The organism is Enterobacter cloacae complex sp. P2B (genome assembly GCF_014895985.1).
Lineage (GTDB): Bacteria > Pseudomonadota > Gammaproteobacteria > Enterobacterales > Enterobacteriaceae > Enterobacter > Enterobacter bugandensis.
In genome coordinates this window covers 219,908-232,905 of record NZ_JADBQQ010000010.1, presented here as the reverse complement: position 1 = coordinate 232,905, position 12,998 = coordinate 219,908, and the positions used below count along the sequence as shown (strand labels likewise).

Sequence of the window (12,998 nt, the reverse complement as noted above, 5' to 3'; positions counted from 1 at the left end):
GAAGCTCATGGCCGGCGCAAAAGAGATACGTAGTAAGATCGCAAGCGTCCAGAACACGCAAAAGATCACTAAAGCGATGGAGATGGTCGCCGCTTCCAAAATGCGTAAATCGCAGGATCGCATGGCGGCCAGCCGTCCTTATGCAGAGACCATGCGCAAAGTGATTGGTCACCTTGCAAACGGTAATCTGGAATATAAGCACCCTTACCTGGAAGAACGCGACGTTAAGCGCGTGGGCTACCTGGTGGTGTCGACTGACCGTGGTCTGTGTGGCGGCTTGAACATTAACCTGTTCAAAAAACTGCTGGCGGATATGAAAGGCTGGTCTGATAAAGGCGTTCAGTGCGATCTGGCACTGATTGGCTCTAAAGGCGTCTCTTTCTTTAACTCCGTTGGTGGCAACATTGTCGCTCAGGTGACCGGTATGGGTGATAACCCGTCCCTGTCCGAACTGATCGGCCCGGTTAAAGTGATGTTGCAGGCCTACGATGAAGGCCGTCTGGACAGACTGTACGTTGTCAGCAACAAATTCATTAACACCATGTCTCAGGTTCCAACGCTCACTCAGATGCTGCCGTTACCGGCATCAGAAGATGACGAGCTGAAGCAGAAAGCCTGGGATTACCTGTATGAACCCGATCCGAAACCGCTGCTGGATACCCTGCTGCGTCGTTACGTTGAATCTCAGGTTTATCAGGGCGTTGTAGAAAACCTGGCCAGCGAGCAGGCCGCACGAATGGTGGCGATGAAAGCCGCGACCGATAATGGCGGCAGCCTGATTAAAGAGCTGCAGTTGGTTTACAACAAAGCTCGTCAGGCCAGCATTACTCAGGAACTCACCGAGATCGTCTCGGGGGCCGCCGCGGTTTAACCAGGTTTACGAATTACGTAGAGGATTCAAGATGGCTACTGGAAAGATTGTCCAGGTAATCGGCGCCGTGGTGGACGTCGAGTTCCCTCAGGACGCCGTACCACGCGTGTACGACGCGCTTGAGGTACAGAATGGTAACGAGAGCCTGGTGCTGGAAGTTCAGCAGCAGCTCGGCGGCGGTATCGTGCGTACCATCGCCATGGGTTCTTCCGACGGTCTGCGTCGTGGTCTGGAAGTTAAAGACCTTGAGCACCCGATCGAAGTCCCGGTAGGTAAAGCAACGCTGGGTCGTATCATGAACGTATTGGGTCAGCCAATCGACATGAAAGGCGACATCGGCGAAGAAGAGCGTTGGGCTATCCACCGCGCGGCACCTTCCTACGAAGAGCTGTCCAGCTCTCAGGAACTGCTGGAAACCGGCATCAAAGTTATCGACCTGATGTGTCCGTTTGCGAAGGGCGGTAAAGTTGGTCTGTTCGGTGGTGCGGGTGTAGGTAAAACCGTAAACATGATGGAGCTGATCCGTAACATCGCGATCGAGCACTCCGGTTACTCCGTGTTTGCGGGCGTAGGTGAACGTACTCGTGAGGGTAACGACTTCTACCACGAAATGACCGACTCCAACGTTCTGGACAAAGTATCCCTGGTTTACGGCCAGATGAACGAGCCACCAGGAAACCGTCTGCGCGTTGCGCTGACTGGTCTGACGATGGCTGAGAAATTCCGTGACGAAGGCCGTGACGTTCTGCTGTTCGTTGATAACATCTATCGTTACACCCTGGCCGGTACCGAAGTATCTGCACTGCTGGGTCGTATGCCTTCAGCGGTAGGTTATCAGCCTACGCTTGCGGAAGAGATGGGTGTTCTTCAGGAACGTATCACCTCTACCAAAACCGGTTCTATCACCTCCGTTCAGGCGGTATACGTACCTGCGGATGACTTGACTGACCCATCTCCAGCAACCACCTTTGCGCACTTAGACGCAACCGTGGTACTGAGCCGTCAGATCGCGTCTCTGGGTATCTACCCGGCCGTTGACCCGCTGGACTCCACCAGCCGTCAGCTGGATCCACTGGTTGTTGGTCAGGAACACTACGACACCGCGCGTGGCGTACAGTCCCTGCTGCAGCGTTACCAGGAACTGAAAGACATCATCGCCATCCTGGGTATGGATGAACTGTCTGAAGAAGACAAACTGGTGGTAGCACGTGCGCGTAAGATCCAGCGCTTCCTGTCCCAGCCGTTCTTCGTTGCGGAAGTATTCACCGGTTCTCCGGGTAAATACGTTTCCCTGAAAGACACCATCCGTGGCTTTAAAGGCATCATGGAAGGCGAATACGATCACCTGCCAGAGCAGGCGTTCTACATGGTTGGTTCCATCGAAGAAGCCGTGGAAAAAGCCAAAAAACTTTAACGCCTTAATCGGAGGGTGATATGGCAATGACTTACCACCTGGACGTCGTCAGCGCAGAGCAACAAATGTTCTCTGGTCTGGTCGAGAAAATCCAGGTAACGGGCAGTGAAGGTGAACTGGGTATTTTCCCGGGTCACGCACCGCTGCTCACCGCCATTAAGCCTGGTATGATCCGCATCGTTAAACAGTTCGGTCACGAAGAGTTTATCTATCTGTCCGGCGGCATTCTTGAAGTGCAGCCTGGCAGTGTGACCGTTCTGGCCGATACCGCTATTCGTGGCCAGGATCTCGACGAAGCGCGAGCCCTGGAATCGAAGCGTAAGGCTGAAGAGCACATTAGCAGCTCTCATGGTGACGTGGATTACGCTCAGGCGTCTGCGGAGCTGGCCAAAGCGATCGCGAAACTGCGCGTTATCGAGTTGACCAAAAAAGCGATGTAACACCGGCTTGAAAAGCACAAAAGCCAGTCTGGATACCAGACTGGCTTTTTTTTTGATCCTTAATTCATGATGAAAAAGATGTAGAATTTTAGGCATCAAACGTTTTTACTTCTCACTCAAACTACCGTCAGGATGCGTATGTCAAACAGTGCGATGAGCGTGGTGATCCTTGCCGCTGGCAAAGGTACCCGCATGTATTCCGATCTGCCTAAAGTGCTCCACACGCTGGCAGGAAAGCCAATGGTGCAGCATGTCATTGATGCAGCGAATGAACTGGGTGCCCGTCAGGTTCACCTGGTCTACGGCCACGGCGGCGATCTGCTTAAGAAGACGTTGAGCGATGATGCGCTCAACTGGGTGCTTCAGGCTGAACAGCTGGGTACCGGTCATGCGATGCAACAGGCTGCGCCGTTCTTTGCCGATGACGAAGATATTCTGATGCTCTACGGCGACGTTCCGCTGATCTCCGTTGAAACGCTGACTCGCCTGCGTGCAGCCAAGCCGCAGGGCGGCATCGGTTTATTGACCGTTGTGCTGGACGATCCAACGGGCTATGGCCGTATCACGCGTGAAAACGGCAACGTAACGGGTATCGTTGAACATAAAGATGCCAGTGATGAACAGCGCAAGATTCAGGAGATCAACACCGGCATCCTGATTGCCAATGGTGCGGACATGAAGCGCTGGCTCTCTCAGCTCGACAACAATAACGCGCAGGGTGAGTACTACATCACCGACATCATTGCGATGGCATATCACGAAGGGCGTGAGATCGCCGCCGTTCATCCGGCGCGCATCAGCGAAACGGACGGCGTGAATAACCGCCTGCAGCTTTCCCGTCTTGAGCGTATTTATCAGTCCGAGCAGGCCGAAAAACTGCTGCTCGCGGGCGTGATGCTGCGCGATCCGGCGCGTTTCGATTTGCGCGGCACCGTGTCTCACGGGCGCGACGTTGAGATCGATACTAACGTTATCCTGGAAGGTAACGTCACGCTGGGTAACCGCGTCAAAATCGGCGCTGGCTGCGTGATTAAAAACAGCGCCATCGCCGACGACTGCGAAATCAGCCCGTACAGCGTGGTGGAAGATGCTCATCTTGAAGCAGCGTGTACCATCGGCCCGTTTGCGCGTCTGCGCCCGGGCGCTGAGCTGCTGGAAGGCGCGCACGTGGGCAACTTCGTGGAAATGAAAAAAGCGCGTCTGGGTAAAGGCTCGAAAGCCGGTCATTTGACCTATCTGGGCGACGCGGAGATTGGCGATAACGTGAATATTGGTGCAGGAACCATTACCTGCAACTATGACGGCGCCAATAAGTTTAAAACCATCATCGGCGATGACGTGTTCGTGGGCTCGGACACGCAGCTGGTGGCACCGGTTACCGTGGGTAACGGCGTGACCATTGCCGCCGGCACAACCGTCACGCGCGACGTAGCGGATAACGAGCTGGTGTTAAGCCGCGTGCCGCAGGTACACAAGCAGGGCTGGAAACGCCCGGTGAAGAAAAAGTAACAACAAGGCGGGTGGCGCTACGCTTACCCGCCCTACGATTGAGTAGGCCTGATAAGGCGTAGCCGTCATCAGGCAAATCCGGGAGAGGAGATAAATATATATCTCCCCCCACAAGCAGTACCCATAAAAATAACCCCACTCTCTACAAGGCTCGGGGCGCCCGGAAAGGGTAAATACAGGTCAGCGACAACGCAGGCATAATGCCTAAATTCGGAATCTAAAATATGTGTGGAATTGTTGGCGCAGTTGCGCAGCGTGATATTGCTGAAATCCTTCTCGAAGGTTTACGTCGTCTGGAATACCGTGGTTACGACTCTGCCGGTCTGGCTGTCGTCGATGCAGAAGGGCATATGACCCGTCTGCGTCGTCTCGGTAAAGTGCAGATGCTGGCCCAGGCCGCGGAAGAACACCCGCTGCACGGTGGTACCGGTATCGCGCACACCCGCTGGGCGACGCATGGCGAACCGTCTGAAGGTAACGCGCACCCGCATGTGTCTGAACACATCGTGGTGGTGCATAACGGCATTATCGAAAACCACGAACCGCTGCGCGAAGAACTGAAAGCGCGCGGCTATACCTTCGTCTCTGAAACCGACACCGAAGTGATTGCTCACCTGGTGCACTGGGAGCTGGCAAAGGGCGGTACGCTGCGTGATGCGGTGCTGCGCGCTATCCCTCAGCTGCGCGGTGCGTATGGTACGGTGATCATGGACTCCCGCGATCCATCTACCCTGCTGGCCGCGCGTTCCGGTAGCCCGATGGTTATCGGTCTGGGCATGGGTGAAAACTTTATCGCCTCCGATCAGCTGGCGCTCCTGCCGGTCACCCGTCGCTTTATCTTCCTGGAAGAGGGCGATATCGCGGAAGTGACGCGCCGCAGCGTGACCGTCTTCGACACCAAAGGCGAGCAGGTGAAGCGTCAGGAGATCGAATCTAACCTGCAATACGACGCGGGCGACAAAGGCGCTTACCGTCACTACATGCAGAAAGAGATCTACGAGCAGCCGAACGCTATCAAAAACACTCTGACCGGGCGCATCAGCCACGGCGAGGTGGATCTGAGCGAGCTGGGGGCAAACGCCAACGAACTGCTCGGCAAGGTTGAACATATTCAGATCGTAGCCTGCGGTACCTCATATAACTCCGGTATGGTCTCTCGCTACTGGTTTGAATCCCTGGCGGGCGTGCCATGCGACGTGGAAATCGCGTCTGAGTTCCGCTATCGCAAGTCTGCGGTGCGTCGTAACAGCCTGATGATCACCCTTTCCCAGTCCGGCGAAACGGCGGATACGCTGGCAGCGCTGCGTCTGTCTAAGGAATTGGGTTATCTGGGCTCGCTGGCCATCTGTAACGTCCCGGGCTCATCCCTGGTGCGTGAGTCCGATCTGGCGCTGATGACCAAAGCGGGTACCGAAATCGGCGTGGCCTCCACCAAAGCGTTTACCACTCAGTTGACCGTTCTGCTGATGCTGGTGGCGAAGCTGGCGCGTCTGAAAGGCGAAGATGCTTCCGTTGAGCACGACATCGTTCACGGTCTCCAGGCGCTGCCGAGCCGTATTGAGCAGATGCTGTCTCAGGACAAACGCATTGAAGCGCTGGCGGAAGATTTCTCTGACAAACATCACGCCCTGTTCCTGGGTCGTGGCGATCAGTACCCGATTGCGCTGGAAGGCGCACTGAAGCTGAAAGAGATCTCCTACATCCATGCGGAAGCCTACGCGGCAGGCGAGCTGAAGCATGGCCCGCTGGCGCTGATTGACGCGGATATGCCGGTCATTGTTGTCGCACCGAACAACGAACTGCTGGAAAAACTGAAATCCAACATCGAAGAGGTACGCGCCCGCGGCGGCGTGCTGTACGTCTTCGCTGATAAAGATGCCGGTTTCGCCAGCAGCGACAACATGCACATCATCGAGATGCCGCATGTGGAAGAGGTGATTGCACCGATCTTCTACACCGTTCCGCTGCAGCTGCTGGCTTACCACGTGGCGCTGATCAAAGGCACCGACGTTGACCAGCCGCGTAACCTGGCGAAATCGGTCACCGTAGAATAATCCCTTCTGTTAATGGCTACACGACGTGTAGCCATTTTTTCCTTACTTTTTTCTCATCAGCTTTCTCTTTGCTATCAATCATCTTATTCTGACGCATTTCGTTACTTTATTGTGTGAATAATGAACGAGATTGCTTCTGAGCATTAGTATTTTCTATTTTGATCACTAAACGATCAGCTTTTATTAACGGAATCCTAAAAATGGTTTGTTTATAAAATATGTGCCCTTTTTATGTGTATACTGAAAAGGAATTTTAATGATAAAGCAAAAATAATATTATATTTGTTTTTCTCTATTATTATTCCAGCTCTGGTTCGTCATTATTCCATTAATTTAAACTCCCCCCTTGAAGATCATTCTTCCCGAAGAATATTATTTCATCGCATTTGGGATGGCGTTGTCTTTATGATAAACGCAATATTGATTTAATTAATGGAGTTATCATGAAAAATAATGGAATTACGGTGGCGATTGCACTCGCATCGGCCTTAATGGCAGGACAATCATTTGCTGCGGATGGTACGGTTCATTTCCGCGGAGAGGTTATTGATTCAACGTGTGAAGTGACGCCTGATACCGCCGATCAGACGGTGAATATCGGCCGCGTTGCCAAAACGACATTCTCCGGCATTGACTCAACGGCGTCAGTAAAAGATTTCCATATTAAACTGGAGAAATGCCCTGCAACCTATACTCAGGCAGCAGTTCGTTTTGACGGAACAGAAGATAAAGACACCATCGGCAAAGGATATTTGTCTATTGGCACGCCTGTTAACGGTGAAGCGGATACTGACGGTATTTACACCGGCGAAGGTGAAGCCGTTACGGCTACCGGCGTTGCAATCAAGCTCTTCAACCTGAACGATGATACGGCGATCCCGCTGTATAACAATTCAAATTATGTTGCTATCACCGACGGCAAAGCGGACATGGGCTTTAAAGCGAAGTTTGTGCAGACGCTGGCTACGGTTACGCCGGGTACAGCGAACGCGGATTCCCAGTTCACCATTGAATACCTGAAATAATCTTCAGCTGTTCGCCAGGAGCCTGTTTTATCCTTTTGCAGGCTCCTCCACAGGATGTGAGGATAACTGATGTATTTACGGCGTTTGTTGACTCTGTTCATCATGCTCTCTTTTTCATTTTTAACACCCTTGTCGACGGCTGGCGTCATTATTGGCGGAACCCGCGTTGTTTATAGTAGCGATAAATCCGATGCGACAATTAGCATAAAAAATAACGAAGCGACCACGCCTTATCTCATACAGACGTGGGTCGATCCTTTTAAAGGCGATACAGCGTCGAATAAACCTCCTTTTACCGTTATTCCGCCGGTTTCAAGGCTGGAGGCCGGGCAGGAGAAAGTATTGCGCATCATGAAAGTGAAGGGCGAACTGCCTCACGATCGGGAATCGCTGTTCTGGCTCAACATCAAAAATATTCCGCCGTCCAGTTCAAACCCCAATTCGCTCGAAATTGCGATTAAGACGCGGATAAAACTTTTTTGGCGTCCGGCGACCCTGAATATCACGCCTGAACGGGCTGCGGCGAAGGTTAAATGGCGTGTTCAAAACCGGCAGCTCGTGATTGAAAATCCGAGCCCGCTACATATTAACGCTATGAATGTTACCGTCGATGGTAAAGACGTTACGTTAAATATTATTCCCCCTTTTGACACCGTGCGTTTGCCGCTTCCGGATGGCATTAACGGCCGCGCGCTGGTCTGGCGTTTCGTTAACGATTTTGGGGCAATCAGTCAGGAAATTCACGTCACGCTGTAAACATAGGGATGTTTGATATGGGGTGTTTCCGTTTTTTCATTGCGCTGGCCTCGGGGGTATCTCTCGGCTTTTCAGGCGTGACGCTGGCAAAAGATATCTTTAACCCTGCGCTTCTTGAAATTGACCATCCGGTGGATGTTGATATCCACCAGTTTAACCGCGCCAATACGTTACCTGCGGGCTCTTATAAGGTTGATATTCATGTTAACGATGAGTTTATCGGTAGCCGGGAGGTCACCTTTATTGAAGATAAGGCTGGCGATAGGCTGCATCCCTGTTTTAAGCACGTCAGGACGGTGCTTGCGGAGCTCGGGGCTAAGGTGGCGGCGATCGGTTCGCTGGATCGCCTGGACGAAAACGCCTGTGTGGACCCTACCCCGCTGATCCCTGGCGCCACATGGACATTCGATACCGATAAGCTGCTGCTCAACGTCACGCTGCCGCAGATTTACATTGATACCACCGCCCGCGGCACCATCAATCCTGCCCGCTGGGATGAAGGTATTAATGCGCTAATGATGAACTATGACTTTTCCGGCTCCAGCACGTTGCAGTCTGATGATGACGACAACAGCGATTTCTACTACCTGAACCTGCGAAACGGGGCGAACATTGGCGCGTGGCGTTTACGCAATTACAGCACGCTAAACATCATCGACGGTCATTCGGATTACCATTCCATCAGCACCTATGTGCAGCGAAACCTTGCGACGTTACGCAGCCAGATCATGCTGGGTGATACCTGGACCGCAAGCGATGTCTTTGACAGTACCCAGGTGCGCGGCGTGCGCCTGTATACCGATGATGAAATGCTTCCTTCCAGCCTGACGGGCTTTGCGCCGGTCGTCCGGGGCGTAGCGAAAAGCAATGCGACGGTGATTATTCGGCAGAATGGCTACGTCATTTATCAATCTGCCGTGCCGCAGGGGCCATTTGCGCTTAAAGATTTAAACACCACCAGCTCCGGCGGCGACCTGGACGTGACCATAAAAGAAGAAGACGGCAGTGAGCAACACTTCACGCAGCCCTACGCCTCGCTGGCCATCCTCAAGCGTGAAGATCAGACCGACGTTGATATCAGCGCGGGTGAACTGCGCGATCAAAGCGAATTCCAGCCCAACGTTTTTCAGGCGCAGGTTCTGCACGGCTTTCCTGCCGGGATAACGGTATACGGTGGCGTGCAGGCCGCGGAAGCGTATCGCTCGGCAGCGGTGGGGGTCGGCAAAGATATGGGTGCAGTTGGCGCGTTTTCCGTCGATATCACCCAGGCACGCGCGCAGTTTACGGACGAGGACTCAGAGGAGTCCGGCCAGTCCTGGCGTTTTCTCTATTCGAAACGGTTTGATGAGACGGATACCACGCTGAGGCTGGTGGGGTATCGCTACTCAACACAGGGCTACTACACCCTCAATGAATGGGCGTCACGCCAGAACAGTCAGCGCGATTTCTGGGTAACGGGCAACCGACGCAGCCGGCTTGAAGGGTCCTGGACGCAGAATTTCGGCGATGGCATGGGGAACATTTATCTCACGCTGAGCCGCCAGCAGTACTGGAAAACCGACGAAGTTGAACGCCTGGTTCAGCTTGGCTACAGCAATGTCTGGCGGTCGCTTTCCTGGAACCTCTCCTGGAACTACAGCGATTCCATCACCACGGCGCAGAGCGCGGAGTATTCAGATAGCGACGATCGAGAAAGCGAACAGGTTTTTATGCTGTCGTTCTCCGTGCCGCTGTCAGCATTGCTGCCGGACAGCTATGTGAGCTACGGCCTCACGCAGAACAACAGCGGAAAAGGAATGCACCAGCTTGGCCTGAACGGTACGGCGCTTGATAACCGTAATCTCTCCTGGAACCTCCAGCAGTCCTGGGATGCGGATGACAGTGTGTACAGCAGCAGCGCGGGGGTGGGATATGACGGAACCTATGGTTCGGTTAACGGCAGCTATGACTACAACCAGGACAGCCAGCGGCTCAACTACGGCGCGCGCGGCGGGATCCTGCTGCATGGCGATGGAGTGACGTTCTCGCAGGAGATGGGCGAAACCGTGGCGCTGATTAAAGCACCCGGTGCAGCCGGTCTGGCAATGGAAAACGGCACCGGTACGGCAACCGACTGGCGAGGCTACACCGTTCAAACGCAGCTTAACGCTTACGATGAAAACCGTGTGGAAATTGAGAGCGGCTATTTTGAAAAAGCGAACGTCGAGCTGGAGAACAGCGTGCTTAACGTCATCCCCACGCGAGGTGCGGTGGTGCGGGCGGAATTTATCACCCACGTTGGCTATCGCGTGCTCTTTGAGGTCACACAGGCCAACGGCAAACCGGTTCCCTTTGGCGCAGTGGCGTCTGCCGAACTGGCGACGGGCAGCGTGTCGGGCATTACCGGCGAGAATGGCGAACTCTATCTTTCGGGCATGCCGGAAGAGGGAACGTTCACGCTGAAGTGGGGGAGTGAAAAGACAAAACCTTGCAAGGTCCATTATCAGTTCCCCAAACCAACGGGTGTTGAACTGGTTCAAACAGCGGTCGTGTGCCAATAGGGAAATGAGATGAAACGACGTATCACTTTTATAGCAGTCGCCATGCTGCTTTTTACCCCTTTTTCCCACGCCGCGACGACAGAAGGCGGGGTGTGTTTCGCCATCGGCGGCACCTATATTTTCAACCTTAATCTTAACGGGGCAGAGATACCGGCAGATAAAAATCAGGCGGGAACCGAGGTGCGCGATCTGACGACCCTGCAATCGCCTTCCCGGTATAAACTGGGATGTAACTGCCTGACCCATTTCACCACCACTTTTCGTAGCATCTACTTCACCGCGCGTTCGCCCTTAAGCGTTGATACCGTAAAAAACGGGTATACCTACTACAGGTTGAACGACCAGCTCAGCATTGCGTCCTCTATTCACGTGTTGGGACGCGACTACCTTCCCGTTCCCTTTGAGGCCGAGCCCAACCGGGTGACATCCGGTCTTTACTGCTATGCCTCCGGTGAAGAAGGCTCAGAGGCAACGCTTGATACCGGTTCTCAGGTAAAATTATCGTTTTTAATCGACAAGCCCTTTATTGGAAAAGTTACCGTTCCGGGTACGACTATTGCCACGCTCTATGGCGGTATCGATGAAGCGTCCTCTCTGGCAAGTACCGAGAAGCTCGCCGAAATAAAAATTGCCGGAGACATCGTGGTACCGCAAAACTGCGAGATCGCGCCGGGTCAGTCGCTGGAAATTGATTTTGGAAAAATTCCCGCCAGCGCGTTTTCCGCCACCAAAGGCGAGGCGGTCGGTAGCCGCAAAATCCGCAAGATGATACAGGTGAAATGTACCGGCATGCTGGATGAGAACATCGTCCGATCCGCTTTCCATGCCGATCCCGTTGACGCTGACGCCACGATGATGAAAGTGAACGGCAATGATGACGTAGGGATCGTTATTTATGATAAATGGGACCGCGTCGTCAACGTCAATGGGGGGAGCATGGAGATGGATATGGGAGCCAACCAGGGGGGCGCCGAAGTTAACTCGCTCACCTTCTCTGCTGCCCCGGCCAGCGCGACGGGGAGTATTCCGAAGCCCGGCGCCTTTGAAGCCTGGGCAACCCTGACCCTCGAAATTCAAAATTAATGACAACGGCTGTTTATGACAGCCGTTGTCATATTCACATCTTTGAACCAGGCTTAACGCATCTCAGTGTGACATTATCATGACAGGGATATGATTTTATTTTTATTAAAATCATTAGCTTAACTCAAACACGTTGATTGTCATAAAACTGTCATATTTCGTACATTTATCTGTCACCTGTTTGTCCTATTTTGCTCATCGTAGCCACTTAAACAATGATTTACGAAATCCTTGCAGGAGACATTATGAAAGTTATGCGTACCACTGTCGCAACTGTTGTCGCCGCGACCTTATCTCTGAGCGCTTTCTCTGCTTTTGCAGCAGCAAGCCTGACTGGCGCTGGTGCAACCTTCCCTGCGCCGGTGTATGCCAAATGGGCGGATACCTACCAGAAAGAAACCGGTAACAAGGTTAACTATCAGGGTATCGGCTCCTCCGGTGGCGTAAAACAAATTACCGCGAATACCGTTGATTTCGGCGCATCCGACGCTCCGCTGTCTGATGAAAAACTGAATCAGGAAGGCCTGTTCCAGTTCCCGACCGTGATCGGCGGCGTTGTGCTGGCCGTTAACATCCCTGGCCTGAAATCAGGCGAGCTGGTGCTGGACGGCAAAACCCTGGGCGACATCTACCTGGGCAAAATCAAAAAATGGGATGACGAAGCCATCACTAAGCTGAACCCGGGCGTTAAGCTGCCTTCGCAGAACATCGCTGTGGTTCGCCGTGCTGACGGCTCTGGTACCTCCTTCGTGTTCACCAGCTACCTGGCAAAAGTGAACGAAGAGTGGAAATCGAAAGTCGGCTCCGGCTCTACCGTTAACTGGCCAACCGGTCTGGGCGGTAAAGGTAACGACGGCATCGCTGCCTTCGTACAGCGTCTGCCTGGCTCTATCGGTTACGTAGAATACGCTTACGCTAAGCAGAACAACCTGGCTTACACCAAACTGGTTTCTGCTGACGGCAAACCGGTTAGCCCAACCGAAGAGAACTTCGCTAACGCCGCGAAAGGCGCTGACTGGAGCAAATCCTTCGCACAGGATCTGACTAACCAGAAAGGCGACAACGCGTGGCCAATCACTTCTACAACGTTCATTCTGATTCACAAAGATCAGAAGAAACCAGAGCAAGGTACTGAAGTGCTGAAGTTCTTTGACTGGGCATACAAAAACGGCGGCAAACAGGCTAACGACCTGGATTACGCCAGCCTGCCAGACAGCGTGGTTGAGCAGATTCGTGCTGCATGGAAAACCAACGTGAAAGACAGCAGCGGTAAAGCATTGTATTAATTTAGCATTCTGACGAAAAT

The 12,998-nt window shown here is 53.2% G+C and carries 10 protein-coding genes; all 10 read left to right on the top strand.

Translation table 11 applies throughout. From position 1 onward, the window contains the following. Positions 1–7: 7 nt before the first annotated feature. The 10 genes from atpG to pstS all read left to right on the top strand — a co-directional run bounded on the left by atpG (position 8) and on the right by pstS (position 12,978). Positions 8–871: a F0F1 ATP synthase subunit gamma gene (gene atpG / locus IM313_RS09995; RefSeq protein ID WP_003862364.1), complete on the top strand. Its 864-nt coding sequence runs from the start codon at positions 8–10 to the stop codon at positions 869–871. A gap of 31 nt (positions 872–902) precedes the next feature. Next, positions 903–2,285 carry a F0F1 ATP synthase subunit beta gene (gene atpD / locus IM313_RS09990; RefSeq protein ID WP_003862362.1) on the top strand — a complete coding sequence of 461 codons (1,383 nt, stop codon included), beginning with the start codon at positions 903–905 and terminating at the stop codon, positions 2,283–2,285. Between the two features lie 20 nt (positions 2,286–2,305). Then, positions 2,306–2,725: a F0F1 ATP synthase subunit epsilon gene (locus IM313_RS09985; RefSeq protein ID WP_006177560.1), complete on the top strand. Its 420-nt coding sequence runs from the start codon at positions 2,306–2,308 to the stop codon at positions 2,723–2,725. Positions 2,726–2,863: 138 nt separating this feature from the next. Further along, on the top strand, positions 2,864–4,234 hold the full coding sequence (glmU, locus tag IM313_RS09980; protein ID WP_192971863.1) for a bifunctional UDP-N-acetylglucosamine diphosphorylase/glucosamine-1-phosphate N-acetyltransferase GlmU: 1,371 nt from the start codon (positions 2,864–2,866) through the stop codon (positions 4,232–4,234). A 224-nt stretch (positions 4,235–4,458) separates the two neighbouring features. After that, entirely contained in the window at positions 4,459–6,288 is a 1,830-nt protein-coding gene (glmS, locus tag IM313_RS09975) for a glutamine--fructose-6-phosphate transaminase (isomerizing) (RefSeq protein ID WP_047366743.1), read from the top strand. Between the two features lie 443 nt (positions 6,289–6,731). Continuing rightward, a complete protein-coding gene (locus IM313_RS09970; protein ID WP_047366742.1) occupies positions 6,732–7,313 on the top strand; it encodes a chaperone-usher fimbrial major subunit in 582 nt (193 codons plus the stop codon). 69 nt (positions 7,314–7,382) lie between these two features. After that, a complete protein-coding gene (locus tag IM313_RS09965) occupies positions 7,383–8,069 on the top strand; it encodes a fimbrial chaperone (protein WP_192971862.1) in 687 nt (228 codons plus the stop codon). A gap of 17 nt (positions 8,070–8,086) precedes the next feature. Next, positions 8,087–10,609 (top strand): fimbria/pilus outer membrane usher protein, encoded by a 2,523-nt coding sequence (locus IM313_RS09960; protein ID WP_192971861.1) that lies wholly within the window; start codon positions 8,087–8,089, stop codon positions 10,607–10,609. Between the two features lie 9 nt (positions 10,610–10,618). Beyond that, the gene (stgD, locus tag IM313_RS09955) at positions 10,619–11,692 is read left to right on the top strand and encodes a fimbrial protein StgD (protein WP_053087970.1); all 1,074 of its coding nucleotides are present in this window, start codon (positions 10,619–10,621) and stop codon (positions 11,690–11,692) included. 245 nt (positions 11,693–11,937) lie between these two features. Continuing rightward, positions 11,938–12,978: a phosphate ABC transporter substrate-binding protein PstS gene (pstS, locus tag IM313_RS09950; RefSeq protein WP_028014923.1), complete on the top strand. Its 1,041-nt coding sequence runs from the start codon at positions 11,938–11,940 to the stop codon at positions 12,976–12,978. Positions 12,979–12,998 lie beyond the last annotated feature (20 nt).

Bases quoted from the DNA above. Each gene is read 5' to 3' on its own strand.
- atpG (WP_003862364.1), top strand. From the start codon at position 8: ATGGCCGGCGCAAAAGAGATACGTAGTAAGATCGCAAGCGTCCAGAAC.
- atpD (WP_003862362.1), top strand. From the start codon at position 903: ATGGCTACTGGAAAGATTGTCCAGGTAATCGGCGCCGTGGTGGACGTC.
- IM313_RS09985 (WP_006177560.1), top strand. From the start codon at position 2,306: ATGGCAATGACTTACCACCTGGACGTCGTCAGCGCAGAGCAACAAATG.
- glmU (WP_192971863.1), top strand. From the start codon at position 2,864: ATGTCAAACAGTGCGATGAGCGTGGTGATCCTTGCCGCTGGCAAAGGT.
- glmS (WP_047366743.1), top strand. From the start codon at position 4,459: ATGTGTGGAATTGTTGGCGCAGTTGCGCAGCGTGATATTGCTGAAATC.
- IM313_RS09970 (WP_047366742.1), top strand. From the start codon at position 6,732: ATGAAAAATAATGGAATTACGGTGGCGATTGCACTCGCATCGGCCTTA.
- IM313_RS09965 (WP_192971862.1), top strand. From the start codon at position 7,383: ATGTATTTACGGCGTTTGTTGACTCTGTTCATCATGCTCTCTTTTTCA.
- IM313_RS09960 (WP_192971861.1), top strand. From the start codon at position 8,087: ATGGGGTGTTTCCGTTTTTTCATTGCGCTGGCCTCGGGGGTATCTCTC.
- stgD (WP_053087970.1), top strand. From the start codon at position 10,619: ATGAAACGACGTATCACTTTTATAGCAGTCGCCATGCTGCTTTTTACC.
- pstS (WP_028014923.1), top strand. From the start codon at position 11,938: ATGAAAGTTATGCGTACCACTGTCGCAACTGTTGTCGCCGCGACCTTA.